16 protein-coding genes are annotated in these 19,968 nt (G+C 35.4%); all 16 read left to right on the plus strand.

The genetic code is table 11. The features are described from left to right. The first annotated feature begins 212 nt into the window (after positions 1-212). The 16 genes from topA (at position 213) to ACQ76T_RS23100 (ending at position 19,700) form a co-directional block, all read left to right on the plus strand. The gene (gene topA / locus ACQ76T_RS23025) at positions 213-2,792 is read left to right on the plus strand and encodes a type I DNA topoisomerase (protein WP_431345533.1); all 2,580 of its coding nucleotides are present in this window, start codon (positions 213-215) and stop codon (positions 2,790-2,792) included. A 324-nt stretch (positions 2,793-3,116) separates the two neighbouring features. Next, positions 3,117-3,491, plus strand: a complete 375-nt coding sequence (locus ACQ76T_RS23030; RefSeq protein WP_431345534.1) for a hypothetical protein — start codon at positions 3,117-3,119, stop codon at positions 3,489-3,491. 232 nt (positions 3,492-3,723) lie between these two features. Continuing rightward, positions 3,724-5,184, plus strand: a complete 1,461-nt coding sequence (locus tag ACQ76T_RS23035) for a T9SS type A sorting domain-containing protein (protein ID WP_431345535.1) — start codon at positions 3,724-3,726, stop codon at positions 5,182-5,184. A gap of 106 nt (positions 5,185-5,290) precedes the next feature. Then, the gene (locus tag ACQ76T_RS23040) at positions 5,291-6,361 is read left to right on the plus strand and encodes a formimidoylglutamase (protein ID WP_431345536.1); all 1,071 of its coding nucleotides are present in this window, start codon (positions 5,291-5,293) and stop codon (positions 6,359-6,361) included. Between the two features lie 3 nt (positions 6,362-6,364). Next, positions 6,365-7,366, plus strand: a complete 1,002-nt coding sequence (locus ACQ76T_RS23045) for a glycosyltransferase family 2 protein (RefSeq protein ID WP_431345537.1) — start codon at positions 6,365-6,367, stop codon at positions 7,364-7,366. 110 nt (positions 7,367-7,476) lie between these two features. Then, positions 7,477-8,595: a glycosyltransferase family 4 protein gene (locus ACQ76T_RS23050; RefSeq protein ID WP_431345538.1), complete on the plus strand. Its 1,119-nt coding sequence runs from the start codon at positions 7,477-7,479 to the stop codon at positions 8,593-8,595. Between the two features lie 35 nt (positions 8,596-8,630). Further along, entirely contained in the window at positions 8,631-9,491 is an 861-nt protein-coding gene (locus tag ACQ76T_RS23055; RefSeq protein ID WP_431345539.1) for a polysaccharide biosynthesis/export family protein, read from the plus strand. A gap of 2 nt (positions 9,492-9,493) precedes the next feature. Then, positions 9,494-11,992, plus strand: coding sequence for a polysaccharide biosynthesis tyrosine autokinase (locus ACQ76T_RS23060; protein ID WP_431345540.1), 2,499 nt, complete (start codon positions 9,494-9,496; stop codon positions 11,990-11,992). Positions 11,993-12,205: 213 nt separating this feature from the next. Then, complete coding sequence (locus ACQ76T_RS23065) at positions 12,206-13,096, plus strand: DUF6089 family protein (protein WP_431345541.1); 891 nt, start codon at positions 12,206-12,208, stop codon at positions 13,094-13,096. Position 13,097: 1 nt separating this feature from the next. Further along, complete coding sequence (locus ACQ76T_RS23070; RefSeq protein WP_431345542.1) at positions 13,098-13,847, plus strand: isoprenyl transferase; 750 nt, start codon at positions 13,098-13,100, stop codon at positions 13,845-13,847. 27 nt (positions 13,848-13,874) lie between these two features. Then, positions 13,875-16,409, plus strand: a complete 2,535-nt coding sequence (bamA, locus tag ACQ76T_RS23075) for an outer membrane protein assembly factor BamA (protein ID WP_431345543.1) — start codon at positions 13,875-13,877, stop codon at positions 16,407-16,409. An 8-nt stretch (positions 16,410-16,417) separates the two neighbouring features. After that, positions 16,418-16,969 (plus strand): OmpH family outer membrane protein, encoded by a 552-nt coding sequence (locus ACQ76T_RS23080; protein ID WP_431345544.1) that lies wholly within the window; start codon positions 16,418-16,420, stop codon positions 16,967-16,969. 69 nt (positions 16,970-17,038) lie between these two features. Next, positions 17,039-17,542: an OmpH family outer membrane protein gene (locus ACQ76T_RS23085; protein ID WP_431345545.1), complete on the plus strand. Its 504-nt coding sequence runs from the start codon at positions 17,039-17,041 to the stop codon at positions 17,540-17,542. A 70-nt stretch (positions 17,543-17,612) separates the two neighbouring features. After that, on the plus strand, positions 17,613-18,098 hold the full coding sequence (locus ACQ76T_RS23090; protein ID WP_431345546.1) for an acyl-CoA thioesterase: 486 nt from the start codon (positions 17,613-17,615) through the stop codon (positions 18,096-18,098). A gap of 51 nt (positions 18,099-18,149) precedes the next feature. Beyond that, a complete protein-coding gene (gene rfbD, locus ACQ76T_RS23095; RefSeq protein WP_431345547.1) occupies positions 18,150-19,013 on the plus strand; it encodes a dTDP-4-dehydrorhamnose reductase in 864 nt (287 codons plus the stop codon). Positions 19,014-19,016: 3 nt separating this feature from the next. After that, positions 19,017-19,700 carry a hypothetical protein gene (locus ACQ76T_RS23100; RefSeq protein ID WP_431345548.1) on the plus strand — a complete coding sequence of 228 codons (684 nt, stop codon included), beginning with the start codon at positions 19,017-19,019 and terminating at the stop codon, positions 19,698-19,700. The last annotated feature ends 268 nt before the right edge of the window (positions 19,701-19,968 follow it).

Consider the following 19,968-nt stretch of genomic DNA (forward strand, 5'->3'; position numbering starts at 1 on the left):
ATACATATATTTTACGTCTATAATACCTGATGAAAAATTCTATATCATTTAATATAACAGATCATATAATAAGCTAAAACCTACAGTACAAAGGGATTGGTTCTTTGTATAAAGGCTGCTGCCAGGAGACATAAACTCTGTCGATTGTTAAATTAAAACTGTTTAACAAAAAGTATATAATAAAAAAGCTTTACTTTTGCAAAAATTTTAGAATGTCGAAAAATTTAGTAATCGTAGAGTCCCCGGCCAAAGCAAAAACTATTCAGAAATATTTAGGAAAGGATTTTGAAGTGAAATCCAGTTTCGGACATATCCGTGATTTACCTAAGAAAGGGATGGGGATCGATCTTGCTACATTCAGTCCTGATTACGAAGTTTCAGCAGACAAAAAGAAATTGGTGACCGAACTGAAGGCTGCCGTAAAGAAAGCAGAAATGGTGTGGCTGGCTTCCGATGAAGACCGCGAGGGAGAAGCTATTGCATGGCACTTAGCAGATGAGTTAAAACTGAAGCCGGAAAACAGAAAAAGAATTGTTTTTCACGAAATTACCAAAAACGCCATTCTAAAAGCAATCGACAATCCGAGAGATATAGACCAGAACTTAGTGAATGCTCAGCAGGCAAGAAGAGTGCTGGACAGAATCGTAGGTTTTGAAATGTCTCCTGTATTATGGAAGAAAGTAAAACCAGGACTTTCGGCAGGGAGGGTACAGTCTGTTGCAGTACGACTCATTGTTGAAAGAGAAAAAGAAATCCGCGATTTTACCCCAAAAGCAAGCTTTAAGCTGGACGGAATCTTCTTAAATAAAACCGAGCAGGAAATTGCTGCCAAACTTAAAAAAGACTTCGAAAAAGAAGAAGACGCAGAAAAGTTCCTTGAACAGGCTAAAACTACAGAATTCAAAGTTCTGAATGTTGAAACCAAACCAGGTACACGTTCCGCATCAGCTCCTTTTACAACTTCTACATTGCAGCAGGAAGCTTCTTCAAGATTAGGATATAATGTAACCAATACAATGCGTTTGGCCCAAAGGCTTTATGAAGAAGGATTTATTACCTATATGAGAACAGACTCCGTGAATCTTTCTCAGGAAGCAATTGAAGGAGCCAAAAAGCAGATCACTTCAGAATACGGAGCAGAATATTCTTCTCCAAGAAATTATACAACGAAATCTGCATCAGCACAGGAAGCTCACGAAGCGATCCGCCCGACAGATTTCGCCGTAAAAAGTATAGGAGATGCACAACTGAATAAACTTTATCAGCTTATATACAGAAGAACACTTGCTTCTCAGATGGCTAATGCTAAAATTGAGAAAACAGTGATTGAGATCGGAAATGCAACATTACCACATCATTTTGAAGCACAGGGAGAAGTAATCATATTTGATGGATTCCTGAAAGCTTACGGTATTGTAAAAACAGACGAGGATGATGAAGAAAACAACGAAAAATTGTTGCCAAAAGTAAAAGTAGGGGAAATATTAAGTTATAAAACCATTACAGCAACTGAAAAATTCACTAGGCCAAGTGCAAGATACACCGAAGCTGGGCTGGTAAGAAAACTGGAAGAACTGGGAATCGGTAGACCATCTACTTATGCGCCAACTATTCAGACGATTCAGAACAGAGAATATGTGGATAAACGTGAGATTGAACCTCATACCCGTGAAGTAATCAAAATGTCTTTGGTAAAAGACAAGATCAAGAAAGTAGTTCTTGAAGAAAAATTTGGAGGAGATAAAAATAAATTCATTCCTACAGATATAGGTGAAGTAGTAAATGACTTCCTTACAGATAATTTCAAAGAAATCCTTGATTATGGCTTCACCGCAAGAGTAGAAGAAAGTTTTGACGAAATTGCAAGTGGAGATCAGAAGTGGAAAGAAATGATGACGAATTTCTACTCAAAATTCCACCCGAGAATTGAAGATGTAGAAGAAAATGCAGACCGTGCAACAGGAGACAGGCTTTTAGGAGTAGATCCAAAAACCGGTAAAAATGTTCACGCCAGAATCGGAAGATTCGGAGCAATGATCCAGATTGGAGAGACAGAAGATGAAGAAAAGCCAATCTTTGCTTCATTAATGGCAGGACAGAATATTGCAACCATTACTTTTGAAGAAGCTTTAGAATTATTCAAACTGCCTTTTGATCTTAATGAAGTTGATGGACAGTCGGTTTCTGTTGGGGTAGGTAGATTTGGGCCTTATGTGAAATGGGGGGAAACCTATATCAGTATTCCGAAAGGAGAAGATCCTCTTTCTGTAGATCAGAAACGCGCAGAAGAAATTATCAACGAGAAGAAAATTGCTGATGCACCAATTGCTACATACAAGGGAGAACCGGTAACAAAAGGTTCAGGAAGATTTGGTCCATTCATCAAATACAAAGATATCTTTGTAAACGTTCCGAAGAGATATGACTTTGAAAATCTTTCTCAGAGTGATATCAACGAACTGATTGATGCCAAACTTGAAAAAGAAGCCAACCGATACATTCAACAGTGGGAAAAAGAAAAAATTTCCATCGAAAACGGTAGATGGGGTCCTTTCATTAAATTCGGGAAAGCAATGTTCAAGATTCCGAAGAAAGCTGATGATACCAAATATGAAGGAGAAGAGTTGAAAGAAATTTCTCTTGATGAGGTTAAAAAATGGATCACAGATCAAGATCCTAAAGCTTTTGCTGAAAAGAAAAAGCCTGCAGCTAAAAAAACAACCGCTGCCAAGAAAACAACAACTGCTAAAAAAGCTACTACCACTGCTAAGAAACCAGCAGCAAAAAAGTAAACAGCCTTTTATAATAATAGAAAAGCACAGATTGAGTCTGTGCTTTTTTTATGGGCAATTATTACAAAAAAAATAAAAATAGATACTGCTAAACGTTAATTAAATTCACATCAACGAGATTTATATCTCTTCGCGCTCGGCTATCACTTGGCTTTAAGTATAAATACCTAAATATAAAATTCAGTACTAATGCTTTGATATACAGTGTTTTAATTCTGTAGTTTTACATCGTAATATTACAGAAAGTGGAGCTCAGAAACCACTTTAAAAACGAGGCGGATTCTGAAAAGCCAAACGAGTAAGAAAACAAAACTAAAAAAAATCATGGCAGAATTTAAATTTAGCGAGGAAGCAATTTCTCACGCATTAGAAGCAGCAAAAAGATCTCACGAAGACAGTCAGGCAAATCGTCGTTCATCAGGAGCAGATTCAGATTTAAGCCTTGCGAACGCAAGCGCAGGTTATCTTCTTGTAACGGCAGAATGTATCTCCATTACAGTTGAAAACAACAAAGTTTGTATCAACTTACCATTAGGATTTGGTAAATACTGTTTCAGTATACCATTGAGTATTCCAAACGGAACTGCGGGTCAGGCTTGCTTGTCTATATGTACTACCTGGGGAATTCCAACCGGAATCAGAGTTACTATTAATATAGCAGGAATTACAATTATCAGCCAGTCATTCGGAAAATGCTAATTGGCAAATACACGAATTAAAATAAAAACCCGTCTTACATACTTTGTGAGACGGATTTGTTTTTTATAAAGTTATTGAAAATAAAAAACTCCTGATTAAGTAGTTGAGCTGCTTTATATTTAAAAATTATGAAGAAAATATTTATCACGCTATTATTTATCATTAAATTTTTAACTTTGGCCGCTTAAAAACTAATATAATAACCTGAAACATCATTTTAAAATTGAGTCTTATGTATAAAATTCTATCTTTTTTAGGCCTTTTCATCATTTTAAATACCTTTGCTCAGGAAAACCTGCTGGATACATCCTATGGTGTAAATAATGGATCTACCAACTTTGCTTTTTATAATGGGAGCCAAATGTCTGGAGGGCTAAATATTCAAGCTACAACAAAACTTCCTGACGGAAAGGTTTTAGCGGTAGGCGTTAATTTTATTGCCCGCTTTACTTCCAATGGTGTTTTAGATACTTCATTTTTTAATGGTACCGGGTATAAGTTGTTTTCCCAGAAAAACTATGGACGTATAAAACCTGCAGGGGATGGTAATTATATCATCATGGATATAGGATTTGGAGGAATACAAAAAATAGATGAAAACGGGAACTTTATAAGTAGCTTTAACCCCTATACTCAGTCGGCATCCTATGCAGATATCGATATAGATCAGAATGGGAGAATCTATCTTCTGAAATACACGACTTCCAATTCAGGTTCAGACTATAGCCTTGTTCGCCTTTTACCAGATGGGACTCAGGATTCTTCTTTCGGAAACGGAGGAACATTAGCTTTAGGCTTTACTTATCGATACATAAAAGTAATAGTAAAAAATAATAATGAAATCTTTATAGCAGGTCAAAAAATAGTAGCTGTGAGTGATCAAAGAATTGTTGTTACCAAACTCCAGTCTGACGGAAGTTTTGACAGTTCTTTTGGAACTGCAGGAACTTTCCTGTATTCGGTTGGCCAGAATGTAGATGGGAGTGCTCACCTGATGTTTCTGAATAATGGAAAAATAATAGGATTCACCTCCGGAAGTATTTGTAATGGAAATAATTGTTTTGGTTTAATCAGTTATCGACTGAATGCCAACGGAACGTTGGATACCACATTTAAGAATACGGGAATAAGTGTTACTCCTGTTCAGTCTGATTCAACTCCGGTAAAAGTGTTGCGTCTTCCTGATAATACATTTATGATCTCAGGAACAGGTTGGTACAATACTTATGCTTTAAAGATGGATGAAGATGGTAATCTGGATAATTCTTTTGGACTTAATGGTAAAATAATTACTCCACAAATGCTGAATACATTTGTATACAACGCAGGCTTCGAATTATATGGAAACTCAATAGTATTATTTGGAGTTTATTCAATTTGGTACGGTGCACAAACGCAATATGTGGGAACAGCCCGTAAATATTTTTTTAATGCAAGCAGTCTGAAGACTTCAGAAGTAAAACTTGAAAGTGCTAAGCTGTATCCGAATCCGACTCAAGATTTTCTGTATATTATGTCCGGTGAAAAAATACTGAGCTATGATATTTATGATTTAAATGGCAGAAAAATAATGCATTCGAAAGCTCAATTGCCAGAAGGCAAAATTGATGTAGGAAGTTTGTTTTCTGGAGTGTATTTTATTGGTCTTCAGACAGAAAAAGGAAAATCGGTTTCAAAGTTCACAAAAAAATAATAAAGAAAAAATTCTATATCTTCCCAAAAGTCTTCTTCCTGGAAGGCTTTTTTTGTATGTTTGTTATATCAAGTAATTAATCAATCATCACATTTCAAATAAAAATATGGATTTTGAAGACTTTATTATTTCGCCAAGAAATTTCAAGTCAGAAAGCTGGCAGATAGGGAACCGTATTACAAAAGATATTAAAGAAGACAGTATTGTTCTCCTTTTTATATCCGACTACCGAGGAGCTGGCGGAGAGGCGGAAGTACAGGATTTCACATCCGTAAGAACCGAATTTTACAAACTTTCGCAGCTGGATTTTGAAATTCCTATTGTAGACCTTGGAGATCTGGTATCCGGAAGATCTGTTCAGGACACTCACTATATTTTGCAGGAGGTTCTTTCTGCCTGCCATTACAAGAGAGCCCTTCCGGTGATTATCGGAGGCTCCAATGATTTTGCTTTCTCCCTTTTTTCTGCACTGAATTTTCATCAGAAAAGCATTAATTATACGCAGATCAGCAATATTATCTCTCTTCAACAGGGGGAAACCATCAACGAACATACCTTTTTAAGTAAAATTTTCGGAGCGAAGAATTTTTCCATTAAAAATTACCATCACTTAGGATATCAGAAGCATTTAAACGAAATGGATTCTGTAAGGCTCATCAAAGAAGTGGAATTTGATATCATCCGACTGGCTGAAATGATGAATTCTACCGAAAAAACAGAACCTTTCTTCAGAAAAGCAGAACTTGTTACCGTAAATTGTGATGCTATTGAAAGTTTTAGCGAACCTTTTTCCATGAATCCACAGGTAAACGGATTGAATAGGAGAGAAGTCTGTGCTTACATGAAAGAAATAGGATTGAGTGAAAACCTGAAATCCGTAGGAATCTTTAATTATAACATTTATTCTGAAAACCAGCTGAATCACCAGCTCCTCGCACAAATGCTCTGGTATTTGATTGAAGGAATTAATATCCAGCAGTCACACCCCAAAGAAAGACACTATGAAATGTTTTATGTTCTGGTGGATGACAGACAATATGCATTTAAGCGTGATACTTTCAGTAATTTGTGGTATTTTGGTGATGATGAAAATATAGACAATTGCATTCCCTGCTCAAGAAGAGATTTTGATGATGCTAAAAAAGGCTGGTTGAATGCAAGACTGACGAAATTTTAATGTATGACAAACGTTCCCTCAAAAGTTTCCATCATTGTTCCCGTTTATAATGTCGAAAATTATTTGACAAAATGCCTGGACTCTTTGGTTCATCAAAGTCTTCAGGATATCGAAATTCTTGTAGTGAATGATGGAAGCAAAGATCAATCTGATGAAATTATCAAACATTTTGCACAGACGCATCCTGAAAAAATAAAAGCCTTTTCTAAAGAAAACGGTGGTTTGAGCGATGCCCGGAATTTTGGAATCGACCATGCAACCGGTGATTATATAGGTTTTGTAGACAGCGATGACTATGTACAGAAAACCATGTTTGAAGAAATGTACCTTCTCGCAGAAAAGCACAAGTCTAAAATGGTGATCTGTAATATCCAGAAAGTAGATGAAAAAGGCCAAGTAACCCAAAAACTCACTCAGCTTTCCAATATGCCTGAGAAAATCATTCTTGAAGAGCATTTTTCCGTTTTTTCTGATGTAAGCTATTTTGCATGCAACAAGTTATTTAAGAAAGAACTTTTTGTCCATAAAAGATTTAAAAGAGGTGTCCATTTTGAAGATATTCAGCTGGTTCCCCAGCTTTTACTGGAATGCGATACCATAGCTCAGACACAGAGTTTCCATTATCAATACTTTGAACGTTCAGATTCTATCACAAAAACACATACGGAAAAAGGACTTGATATGCTTAAAGCTGTGAAAGATGTTGAACTTGCCTTTAAGAAATCCCAATATTCCCGAAAAAAAGAAGAACTGAAAAATTTTCAGATTTTTGAAGGAATATATTCCTTTCTTGCATATCTGGCCTTTGTGAAAAATGAAGAATTGTTCTATAAAATGTCTGAGCAGCTGGCTGTTTTTATGAGAGAAAGACAGATAAAAATTCAAGATATCTTGAAGTATAATCGTTTTGGTAAGAATTATCTTTTATCTTTGCCCTTGAAGAAAAAGATTTTTTATCTCTTATTTTTTGCAGGGCAAAAGAAATTGATAAGAAGATTAATATAAACACAAATGTAAGTGCTATTGTTTCGGTCAATAGAAAATAGTGATGAGCCTGTTCTTGTATATGGCTGTATAGTATTTTTTGAAGAGGACAAGTACTGGATAAGAAAAAAATGAAAAATTTTGAATTGTTCTTAAGCGCATCGGGGATACCTATTTTCTACGTAAAGATAGGTTTAGGTTTTGTATTCTCCTTTTTAATTACTTTTTTCTCCGTTCCTACCATCGTAAAGATTTCAAGAAGAAAGAATCTTATGGATGAGCCTGGAATAAGAAGTTCGCACCTTAGAAAAATCCCCAATTTGGGCGGAATTGCTATTTTTTACTCAATAGGGATATGTACCTCTATTTTTGCCTACGAGCTTTTCGATCTGTATAAGTTTTTGTTTGCATCACTTATTATTCTGCTGTATGTAGGAGTAATGGATGATATTGTGGTGATGAGGGCTTATAAGAAGCTTGTTGCTCAGATCCTGGTATCATCCCTCGTTGTGATTGGCTCAGATATAAGAATCAGAAGCCTTTTTGGGATATTCGGTGTATATGAACTGGGGTACTTTGTAAGTGTGCTCTTCAGTATTATTACCTTTATTATTCTCATTAATGCATTTAACCTGATTGATGGGATAGATGGTCTGGCAGGAGGATATTCTGTAATTTGCAGTGCTTTGTTTGGGATAAGTTATTACCGTTTGGGAGAATATAATTATCCTTTGGTTGTGCTTTCCGTGATCATTATAGGAACGGTATTAGCCTTTCTATACTATAATCTTTCGAATTACAGAACCAATAAAATATTTATGGGAGACACAGGATCTATGCTGCTAGGCTTTTTGCTAGCTTTTACCTCCATTTGTTTTATTGATATTTTTATTGATAAAAAATTGATCAATGTACCAAGATATCACCTGCAGTCTGCACCGGTAGTTGCCGTCGCAATACTTATTCTTCCGATTGTAGATACCCTGAATGTTATTATAGTAAGGCTTTATAATAAAAAATCTCCATTTGATGCGGATAAAAATCATATCCATCATAAATTGCTGAAACTAGATCTTACCCACAGAAGATCTACTTTCTATATCATCCTTTATTATCTCATGATTGTAGGAATTGCTTATTATCTGAGACATATTAATATCAATTTATTATTAGTCGTCGTCGTTGCATTGGGCTTTTTCGGGGCTTATCTGCCAGATTTGCTATATAAATTAAGAAATAACAAAAATTAACAATTAAATATTACTTTTGTAAACAATATTCAAATATGATGAAGAACTTTAAGTATTTATTTTTAATATTCCCTTTTTTAATTACCTCATGTATCACAACAAAGGATGTCAGGTACTTGCAGCCAAGTGAAAGTCTCGTGATTAACGAAGAGGGTCTTGTTCCCTATAATATTCCTATATACAGGATTACAAAAAATGATATCCTTAATCTTAATATTGTCACAACTCCCAAAGGTGATGCTGCTCAATTCTATTCGTCTTACAATACTTCAGGAGGAACAAATGCCACTGGAGTAATGAGTACTGCTGCATCCGGTGTAGGATCTTCGTCTGGGATGAGAGGAGGAAATATCAACTTCTATTTTAATGGCTTAAAGGTTGACACCAATGGTGAAATCAATGTTTTTGGAATAGGATACATCAAGGCAGAAGGAAGAACCCTTGATGATATTACAAAAGAAATACAGGAAAAAGTAAATGAAAACTTCCAGGAAGGTAAATCTGAAGTAAGATTGAATACAGACGGTATTACCTATTATATTCTTGGGGATGTTGAAACTACAGGTCTTTCCGGAGAAAAAGTTGCTCATAAAAATACACTTACCATTACCGAAGCACTAGCTATTAATGGCGGATTGAACAGAACGATCGATAAAAAAGAAGTTGTTATCCACAGAAAACTTCCTGAAGGAATCAAAATAGCTAAAATAGACCTTACCCGTGAAGATCTGATGAACTCTCCTTACTATTACGTGCAAAACGGAGACGAAATTTACCTGAATACAAGAGCGAAAAGCTTAAATGGATTCGGAAAAGATCCTATTCAGACTTTGGTTACAGGAGTTTCTGTAATTACCACAGCGTTGTCTATTTATTTACTTCTAAAAAATCTTTAATCATGATTCCAGGAAAAGACACGCAAGTAGTAAAAAGCGATGCTCAAAAAGAAAAGTTTGGGACATTTGCACTGTTTGATATCGAGCATTTTTTAAGAAGAATACTTAAGAATTGGTATTGGTTTGTTTTCATGCTGTTTATCGGTTATTCCATTTCTTGGGTATACACTAAATATTATGCACAAAGCATATATGCTTCAAACCTCTCGTTGAGTATTTCCAATAATACTTCCAGCTATTTTACCCCAAACCAATCTATCAACTTTATCTGGGGACAAGGCGGGAATCAGGATGGAATCTACCTGAAGAAAATGCTTCTTTCGAGGTCCCATAATGAATTTTTGGTGAAAGAATTGGACCTTTTTGTGAATTACTCTACTAAAGGAGTCATCAAATCTACTTATTTGGATAAAAGTGATTCACCAATCTTCCTTGAAATTGATAAAAAGCACCTTCAGCAGATCAACTATCCAATTACGATATTGCCAAAAGGAAACAATTCTTATGAAGTGGTATTACCGGAAGAAGGACAGTCTACCAATCTTTATAGCTATGATGTAGAAGGGTTTCAAAATATTAATGCGTATCAGAGACCTGCCAACAAAATTATTAAGGTTAACGAGTGGTATACTTCTCCCAACCTGAGATTTAAGCTAGTCCAGAACCCGGAAGCGACAAATATTAAATTAAGCAATGTTATTATTAGTTTAGGTTCTGTAAACCAGACTGTTAATGATATTGTTTCAACCATAGGAGTAGAATTTGATAAAGAGATCTCTACCATTATGATCATTACCAAAAAAGGGTTTAACCTAAACAACACGGTAAACTTCCTGAATAAATCGGTAAATGAATTACAGAAAAAAAGACTTGAAGATAAGAATACCGTTAACAAAAATACAGAAGCTTATCTACAGGGGAACCTGGATAATATTCGTAAAAAACTGGATTCCAGCGCAGCAGTTCTGAATTATTTAAAAACATCAGAAAAACTGTATAATATTAAAAACAGAGACGAAAGAGCCTTAGACAAGATCAAAGAACTTGAAGGAAGAAAAGCAGATATCCTGAGTAAACTGAGCTCACTGAATAATATCAGAAATACCCTGCAGTCTCAGAATTTTGATAAAATGATCGCTACAAATGCAGCAGGTTTTGAAGATGGCTTTTTCACAGCAACAGTTACAGAGCTTAAAGCCTTATATGCTAAAAGACAGGAAATGGCTTCCATCTATAAGCCTAGCTCAGAGCCGATGAAGGAGATCAATAGACTTATCAATGAGGCAAAAATGGGGTCATCCGGTAGCTTGAGAAACTATTATACCAAATATAATGATGAGATCAGTAAAATTGATCGCGAAGTAGCAATAGCTAATTCAGACCTGGCGACCTTCCCGGATAAAGAAAGAAGATATCTGGATGCAGAAAGAGGCTATAATATGATTGAAGCAACGTACAACAGTCTATTGGGAAGACAGAATGAAACCCAAATGAATGTTGCAACCAATAAATCTGATATTACAGTCATTGACCCAGCGAAGAATTTAGGACAAGGCCCTATTGGTCCTAATGTTAAATTGGCAAAAACAGCCATTATATCAGGGATGCTTATATTACCATTATTATTCATTTTGATAGGGGAAGTCTTTGATAATAAGATCAGAAATATCAAAGAATTACTGAGTGCAACTAAGATTCCGCTTCTCGGAGTAATCGGTAACAACAGTAATGAAAATATGCTTACGGTGTTGGAGCAGCCAAAATCATCCGTATCAGAAGCATTCAGAGGAATAAGAGCCAATATGAGGTTCTTGATGAATAATGATGACGAAAAAGGAAAAGTAATCCTGATCACATCATCCATTGGTGGAGAAGGGAAAACCTACATCTCCATCAACCTGGCTTCGGTAATAGGATTAAGTGATAAAAAAACAATTCTTCTCGGAATGGACCTTAGAAAACCTAAGATCTTTGGTGATTTTAATATTGATAATAAATATGGTATATCCAACTATCTTACGGGAGAAGTAAGTATAGATCAAATTATCAATAAAACAAAAATCCCGAATCTTGATGTAGCTACTTCAGGACCTATTCCACCAAACCCTTCTGAGCTTTTAATGAGTCAGAGAAACATTAAATTCATAGAAGAATTGAAAGAGAAATATGATTTCATTATTATAGACTCTCCACCAGTAGGATTAGTGGCGGATTCTTATGAACTGATGAAACATTCGGATGCTAACATCTATGTTGTACGTCATGAATATACTGAAAAGTATATGTTGAAAATGATTACAGAGAAATATCATAATGATGAAATCAGTCATTTTGGACTTATTTATAATGATTATAATACAAAACAGGGATATGGTTATGGCTACGGTTACGGATATGGTTACGGATATGGCTATGGCTATTTTGATGAAGATAAAAATTATAAAGAACCTCTATTAATCAGAGTCAGAAACAGAATTCAGAGATTCTTCAATAAAAAATAAAGCATTAAACCCTCATTTAATGGGGGTTTTTTCATACTTCATGTATTTTCATAGTGTGAAAAAAAGAATATTTTTGACACTTTGCCGTTTACTTTATAACAAATTATGTTTTTTTGTTTATTTTTAACTAAACATTAAGATTATCATTAATATAAAAATGTTTTATATTTGCAAAAATTAAATTTTAAAATAACCATAAATCCATATTCTTTTATGAATAAAAAATTATTGTTTAGCTTTCTTGCCTTCCTTGGAGTGGTAAGTGTTAAAGCACAAAGAAACGAATTGGGGGTTCGTCTAGGTATGAGTAACCTAGTGGGAGATGTAGGAAAGACAAGTTATATTTTACAGAAGCCGTTGGATTTAAACAGAGTGTCAGATTGGGGCATCCCATTTTATGGAGGATTGTTATACAGATTTAATTTTAATCCGCATCAAACCATCAGATTGGATGTAGGCTACAACCAAGTCCAGTTTAGTGATAAAGCGGCAAAAGAAGACTATAGAAGAAATAGAAACTCATACGGGAAAAACAATGTATATGAGACAAGCTTAATGTTTGAATACAACTTTTTCCCTGTGAATAACGAGCAGATAAGTATGTTGAGCCCTTACATTTTTGGAGGTATTGGTGCTTTAATGTTTGATGCACCCAAAGCTACTTTAGTTAATGACTTTAGAAGGGATGCTGATGGTGTAGCAATGGCTCCTATCAATGAATTGGACTTTAATACTACTGCCAGCTACTCATTAGGGAAGAAAATAACCATGCATATCCCTTTTGGTGTAGGTTTAAAATATAAATTCAACCATTCATGGGCTATATTTGCAGAAGCTACATTTAGATATACCCTGACGGATCAGTTGGATCATAGCAAAATTCTTTCCAAAGATGTAAAAACATCTTTCAATGCAGATATTTTGGACCCCGCTACAGGAGGATCATTATTGCAGTCAGGAAATTATTATGCCGTATCTCAGGAAAGAGAAAAAGAGTTTATTAAAAAGAGAAATATTGGAGATGACAGATCCAATGACTGGATGAATACTTTCAGTCTAGGACTGACATATTCGTTCGGAAGACCTCCATGTTATTGTGAATAATATGTCGTTGATTAAAGAAAAAATAAATTCTGAGAATTTACCAAAACACGTAGCCATCATTATGGATGGTAATGGAAGATGGGCTAAATCTCGTGGCGAAGAAAGAACTTTCGGTCACAAGAATGCCATTAATGCAGTCAGAAATGCCATTAATGCATGTAATGAGATCCATATTCCCTATTTAACGCTGTATACATTCTCTTCAGAAAATTGGAGCCGTCCAACTGAAGAAGTGAATACCCTTATGAATTTGCTTGTAGAAACCCTGCTGCTTGAAGCAGAAGAAATTTTCAGCAAAGGATTAAGAATGCACGTTATAGGAAATCTGGAGAAACTGCCCACCTTAGTAAGAGAACAATTGGAGCGTGTGGTAGAGCTTACAAAAGAAAACACAAAAGGAAACCTTGTATTGGCAATAAGCTACGGCTCTCAGAACGAAATTTTAAATGCCGTAAAGAATATAAGTTCCGATGTAAAAGAAGGAAAAGTAGACGTAGAAAATATTGACGAAAAGCTCTTCGAAGACTACCTTTACACCAAAGATTTTCCTCCAGTGGATCTGTTGATCAGAACCAGTGGCGAGATAAGAATCAGTAATTTTCTTCTTTGGCAGATTGCTTATGCAGAATTACAATTTTTAAATGTTCTATGGCCGGATTTCAGCAAAGATATTTTCTTCCAGTGTATTGTTGATTATCAAAACAAAGAAAGAAGATATGGACTCACCGGCGAGCAGATACAAGGCCAATAAATTTAAAGAAAAGAAAGACTCGATAAAATGAAGTTTAGACTATTACCCATCATTATGTTTGCTGCTTCTGCACATTTTTATGGACAAGTAACTCCACAAGACAGCACAAAAGTAAATAATGCTGTACACGCAGAAAATGAGGCAGGCACTTATACACTTAAAGACATCGTTGTAGATGGGGTAAAAAAATATACACCAGCTCAGATCTTAAGATTTACAGGCTTAACCAAAGGAGAAAGCGTAGACATTCCAGGACAGAAAATCAGCAACGCTGTGAAAAAGCTTTGGGATACCCAATCCTTTTCTGAAGTGGAAGTTTATGTTCAAAGTATTGAAGGTCAGACTGTCGTTTTGAAATTTTACCTGGAAGACCTTAAAGAACTTGGAGAAGTTAAATTCAAAGGGAAAGGAATCGGTAAATCTAAAAATGAAAAACTGGCAAAAGACAACAATCTGAAGCCGGGAACAAAGATCACCCAGAACTTGGTTTCAAGTCTTAAAACCAATATTCCTAAAGACTATATCAAAAAAGGTTTTGCAGATGCTAAAATCACCATTGAAGATAAAGTAAATGCTGGAGATCCTTCTTTAGTAGACTGGACGATCAATATAGATAAAGGTAAAAGAATCAAGATCGATCATATTGAATTCGAAGGAAATGAAACAGTATCCGACAGTAAGCTTAGAAATAAGGCTTTTAAAGAAACGAAACAGAAACGTTTCGGAATCGGAGGAATCTTGAAATCTTCAAAATTCATTGAAGATAAATATCAGGAAGATAAACAGAGTCTTATCAATTATTATAATTCCCTGGGATACAGAGACGCGAAAATCGTTTCAGATTCTGTGTGGAGAAATAAAAGAAACAACTACGAGATCAATGTAAAACTTAACGAGGGTAAACAATATTACATCGGAGACATTACGTTTACCGGAAATACAGTATACGCTACAGAATATTTACAGAGACTATTAGGATATAAAAAAGGAGATATTTACGATGCAGTCGGATTCAACAAAAAAGTGGGTGAAGACGGTGGTAAAGAAGATGATTCAGATATCAAATCCGTTTATATGAACAACGGATACCTTTTCTCGAATGTTACACCTGTTGAAAAATCGGTGAACGGAAATGCCGTAAACCTTGAAGTAAGAATCAATGAAGGAGAGCAGGCTACATGGAATAAAGTAACATGGCAAGGGAACACAACAACCCATGACCACGTAATTCTTAGAGCATTAAGAACAAGACCGGGAGAGTTATTCAAGAAAACTGAAATCAAAAGAACCTTTTTTGATTTGGCAGGTATGCAGTTCTTCGATCCACAACAGGTAGGTCAGGACATCCAGCCAAATCAACAGGACAATACAGTAGATATCAACTGGAAACTTGTTGAAAAAGGATCTTCACAGGTCCAGTTACAGGCAGGTTACGGTGGTAACAGCTTTATTGGAACTCTTGGGCTTACGTTCAATAACTTCTCTCTGAGAAACTTCCTTAAGTTTAAAGACTTTAAACCCGTACCGCAAGGAGATGGGCAAACCTTCTCTGTTCAGGTTCAGGCAGGGCAATACTTCCAGAACTATGGTGTTTCATTTACTGAACCATGGTTATTCGGAACAAGAGCTACCGCACTTTCTGTAAGTTTAAATAATTCTAGAGTTAGATATACAGATACTTACGGTACTGCACAGAAGCTTAATATTTTCTCCGCATCAGCTGGTTTAAACAGACTATTGAACTGGCCGGATGATTATTTCTCACTGTACACAGGACTTCAGTTCCAGAAGTATGACTTCAACAACTATCCTTTCCAGTTTGGAAATACAACAGAAAATAATGGTACTGCCAATAACTTCAGTATCAACCTTGGATTGAGCAGAAACTCAGCAGGTATTGATCCAATCTTCCCGACAATGGGATCGAATGTTGAGTTATCAGCAAAACTGACTCCTCCATATTCACTGTTTAAGAAAAAAGACTATGCTAATATGTCTCCACTTGATAAATATAAGTGGATGGAATTCTACAAGATCAAGTTCAAAGCTGACGTTTACAACGAGATCGTAGGAAAACTTGTATTGAGATCATCTGCAGAGATGGGATTCATGGACGGATATAACAGCAACTTGGGTGCTCCGCCTTTTGAAAGATTCTATATGGGGGGAACTGGACTTTTCGGGGGTAGATATGACGGTAGAGAACTGGTTCCTTTAAGAGGTTATGAAAATGCCAGTACAGAAGGTGGCCAGCCGGAAGATATTACTCAAACCGGGGGAGGAACAATCTATAACAGATTTACTTTAGAATTGAGATACCCGATTTCAATGAGCCAGACAGCAAAAATCTATGCATTGACATTTGCTGAAGGAGGTAACGTATGGAATTCATGGAGTTCTTATAGCCCATTCCAGCTGAAAAGATCTGTAGGGGTCGGAGTAAGAGTATACATGGGTGCATTTGGATTGATCGGATTTGACTTCGCATTTGGACTTGATAAAACAATTTCAGGAGAAAAATCTGGTGGAAAAACCCACTTCTTGATGAACCAAACATTATAATAATAAACATGAAAAACTTTAAAGTAACTTTCACATTCGTAATGCTTCTTATTTTTGGATTCAGTAATGCCCAGAAAATAGGAGTAGTGGATACCAATGAGATTCTGAATAAAATGCCTCAGTATAAAGAAGCCGAGGCCAGACTTAATGCCCAGATTGATACCTGGCAGACAGAACTTCAGAGTCTACAGTCTGAATACGAACGTAAGAAAGCTGCTTTTGAAAGTGAAAAAGTATTATTAATAGGAGATCAGCTTAAACTTAGAGAAAAAGAAGTTGTAGATCTTGATAAAAACATCAAAACCACTACCAGCTTACGATTTGGGTCTAATGGTGAAATTACTAAACTACGAACAAATCTTGTTGTTCCGTTCCAGGATCAGATCTGGGGAGCCATCAAAACCATGGCGGAAAAAAACGGATTGGGCATGGTTCTTGATAAAAGCAATAACATTAGTGTTATTTTTCTTCAGGGAAAATACGATTATACAGAAAAGGTATTAAGTATCCTGCTTAAAGGAACCGAAAAGAAAGATAAAACTACTAAAAGTAAAAAGTAATTTTTTATCAATTAACTTTTACTTAAATTTAAAATCTAAAAACAAATTAAATTATTTATTTTACCAGTTATGAAAAAATTAAGTGTATTATTTGCAGCAGTAATGATGGTTGTATCGGTAGGTATGGCAAAAGCTCAAAAAATTGCTACTTTAGATGTAATAGGAGTTCTTAATGCAATGCCGGAGAAAAAGAAAGCAGATGCTGATCTTAAAACATTCTTAGATACAAAACAAGCTGAGATCAAGAAAAAAGCTGACGCTGGACAAGCTAAATTAAAGCAATATACTGAAGAAGCTCCTAAGAAAACTGCAGACGAAAACAAAGCTAGAGAAGCTGAATTACAAAAAATTCAGGAAGAAATAGCTCAAATGCAGGATAAAGCTCAAAAAGACCTACAAGCTAAACAAGAAGTGGCTTTCGGACCTATTGAGAAAAAACTAAACGACGCTGTTGAAAAAGTATCTAAAGCTAACGGCTACGAATACGTTATGGATGCAAACTCACCTGCGTTCCTTTATAAAGCAGGAGCAGATGCTACACCAGCTGTAAAAAAAGAATTAGGAATTCAGTAATTTCAGCAAATTAACAAAGATTTATAAAACTAACCACCTCTTTTAGAGGTGGTTTTTTTATTTTTGCGGAATGGAAAAAGAAGTATCAACCACGGTAAAAGTTAGGTTTAGTGATTGTGATCCGATCGGACATTTGAATAATGTAAAATATCTGGATTATATGTTCAATGCGAGAGAAGATCATGTAGAAACATTTTACGGATTTACCTACGAAGAATATACTAAGCAGACTGGCTGTACCTGGATTGCAATTCAAAATGAGATTGCTTATATAAAAGAAGTAAGATACAATACCCAGGTGGTGATCAGCAGCAAAACCATCGATGTACAGGATAGAACCGCTAAAGTGGAAATCCTGATGAAAAGTCTGGATGAGAAAACCATTCATGCTGTACTTTGGGTAACCGTTATTTATTTCAATGTTAAAACGAGAAAATCAGAAGTTCATCCTGAAGATATAAAACAGATATTCGATAAATTCTACGTAGATTTAATCCAGAAGGATTTCCAGTCAAGAGTAAAATTTCTAAGATCCCAAAATGCAAAAAATTCTTAGTGGCTTAGTTTCATAAAGAAGATTTTGATAATTAAAATTAATAATATATAAATGAAAAAAATAGCAGTAATAGGAAGTAACGGACAGTTAGGAAACTGTATCAGAAAAATTGCTCCGGACTTTGAACATCAATACGAGTTTGTATTTACAGATTCTTCCATATTAGATATTACCAACGAAGAACAGGTTAATGATTTCTTTTATGATAACAAACCCGATTACTGTATCAACGCTTCAGCCTATACAGCTGTAGACCTTGCAGAAACTGAAAAAGATAAAGCCTTTGCTGTGAATGCAGATGGGGTAGCCCACCTGGCACAAGCTGCTGCTGACCATAAAGCGACCTTCATCCATGTTTCCACAGACTATGTTTTTGATGGAAGTACGAATCTGCCTTATGCTGAAGATGACTTTACCAATCCGATAGGGGTGTATGGGGAGTCTAAAAGAAAAGGTGAAGAATTGGCATTGGAAATAAATCCTCAAACCATTATTCTGAGAACATCTTGGCTTTACTCTGAGTTCAACAAGAATTTTGTTAAAACAATGTTGAATCTTTTCTCCCAAAAAACAGAATTAGGGATCGTTGCAGATCAGTTTGGGCAGCCCACTAATGCTAATGACCTTGCAGAAGCAATAATGGATATCATTAAGTCTCCAGTTAAAGCGTATGGAATTTTTCATTTCTCAAACTATCCTGAAACTACATGGTTCGAGTTTGCGAAAAAAATTGCAGAATTCTCTAAATCTTCAATACAGCTGAATCCATTAACGACAGAGCAGTATCCAACGCCGGCTAAAAGACCTGTCAGAAGCACAATGTCTTTAGATAAAATTGAAGAAGTTTACAAAATAGAACCAAAACATTGGGAAAACAGCCTCGAAGAATGTGTTGACATCCTTTCCCAACAATAATATATGAAGAATATAGCAATTATACTTTCCTTAGTATGCGCCCAGTTTTGGAGTGCACAGAACGTCTATCTGAGTAAAGTTGAGAAAACGAATGACAACTCAGACAAATTCTTTTATAAAAAAGGTGAATCAGCTACAGATGCTGTTTACCTGGGAGAAGTGGAAGTGCAGGGCTTTTCTAAAGATGATGCTCTTGTATTCTCAATGATTTATAAAAAGGCTAAAGAAATTGGAGCAAACACTTTTACTGTAAAGCCATTCGAAAATATTGATGGAACTCCACAATCCTTCAATCCTTCCAATTATAAAATTGCGTTATACTATACTCCTAAAGAAAAATTGGAAAAGCAAAGCGAAGAGATGTATATATTCGCTTCCTCAGAAAAAGATCAGAAGATTAGTATTAACAAAAAAGATTATACCGTTTCGCCAAGATCTTTTCTCAAATTAAAAACAGTCCCGGGAGAAGTGTATACCATTTCCACAAAGAAATTGTTAGGCTCTACGATAAAAACTCAGTCCAAAGCAGGTGATGAGAATGTCTATTTTCAGATTTCTGCTCTAAAAGTTAAGTCAGATACTTCCGGTGTAGGTGGTTTAAATCTCAAATCAGGAGATATTATTGGCTTAGAAAAGTCTTACGCTGAATTTTTAAGCGCAATTTATAAGGAAGAACAACCTAAATAATCACTGCTTAAAGCCGATTCTTATTCATTACCTTTATATAAAGGCTTTGAGTGTAAGTTCTATTTAAAATTTTTCTCCCTGCCTTCCAGTGTCTTAAGGTTTAATATTAATAAAATGTAATATTTATGTTAAATAAACTTGCGTAGTGTGTAGTAAGTATCTATCTTTGCCCCACTGAAAAACGAAAGACATTCAGTAGCGCAGAAGAGCTTTTAGATAAGCATAGACATTATAGCTTCATAAAGATAGAGACGAAAAAAAACTTCAA

Source organism: Chryseobacterium sp. JK1 (assembly GCF_050632815.1).
Taxonomy (GTDB): domain Bacteria; phylum Bacteroidota; class Bacteroidia; order Flavobacteriales; family Weeksellaceae; genus Chryseobacterium.

Coding starts and splice junctions, on each gene's coding strand:
- topA (WP_431345533.1), top strand. CDS start 213: ATGTCGAAAAATTTAGTAATCGTAGAGTCCCCGGCCAAAGCAAAAACT.
- ACQ76T_RS23100 (WP_431345548.1), top strand. CDS start 19,017: ATGAAGAATATAGCAATTATACTTTCCTTAGTATGCGCCCAGTTTTGG.
- ACQ76T_RS23065 (WP_431345541.1), top strand. CDS start 12,206: ATGAATAAAAAATTATTGTTTAGCTTTCTTGCCTTCCTTGGAGTGGTA.
- ACQ76T_RS23035 (WP_431345535.1), top strand. CDS start 3,724: ATGTATAAAATTCTATCTTTTTTAGGCCTTTTCATCATTTTAAATACC.
- ACQ76T_RS23060 (WP_431345540.1), top strand. CDS start 9,494: ATGATTCCAGGAAAAGACACGCAAGTAGTAAAAAGCGATGCTCAAAAA.
- ACQ76T_RS23070 (WP_431345542.1), top strand. CDS start 13,098: ATGTCGTTGATTAAAGAAAAAATAAATTCTGAGAATTTACCAAAACAC.
- ACQ76T_RS23085 (WP_431345545.1), top strand. CDS start 17,039: ATGAAAAAATTAAGTGTATTATTTGCAGCAGTAATGATGGTTGTATCG.
- rfbD (WP_431345547.1), top strand. CDS start 18,150: ATGAAAAAAATAGCAGTAATAGGAAGTAACGGACAGTTAGGAAACTGT.
- ACQ76T_RS23045 (WP_431345537.1), top strand. CDS start 6,365: ATGACAAACGTTCCCTCAAAAGTTTCCATCATTGTTCCCGTTTATAAT.
- ACQ76T_RS23080 (WP_431345544.1), top strand. CDS start 16,418: ATGAAAAACTTTAAAGTAACTTTCACATTCGTAATGCTTCTTATTTTT.
- ACQ76T_RS23040 (WP_431345536.1), top strand. CDS start 5,291: ATGGATTTTGAAGACTTTATTATTTCGCCAAGAAATTTCAAGTCAGAA.
- ACQ76T_RS23055 (WP_431345539.1), top strand. CDS start 8,631: ATGATGAAGAACTTTAAGTATTTATTTTTAATATTCCCTTTTTTAATT.
- ACQ76T_RS23090 (WP_431345546.1), top strand. CDS start 17,613: ATGGAAAAAGAAGTATCAACCACGGTAAAAGTTAGGTTTAGTGATTGT.
- ACQ76T_RS23030 (WP_431345534.1), top strand. CDS start 3,117: ATGGCAGAATTTAAATTTAGCGAGGAAGCAATTTCTCACGCATTAGAA.
- ACQ76T_RS23050 (WP_431345538.1), top strand. CDS start 7,477: ATGAAAAATTTTGAATTGTTCTTAAGCGCATCGGGGATACCTATTTTC.
- bamA (WP_431345543.1), top strand. CDS start 13,875: ATGAAGTTTAGACTATTACCCATCATTATGTTTGCTGCTTCTGCACAT.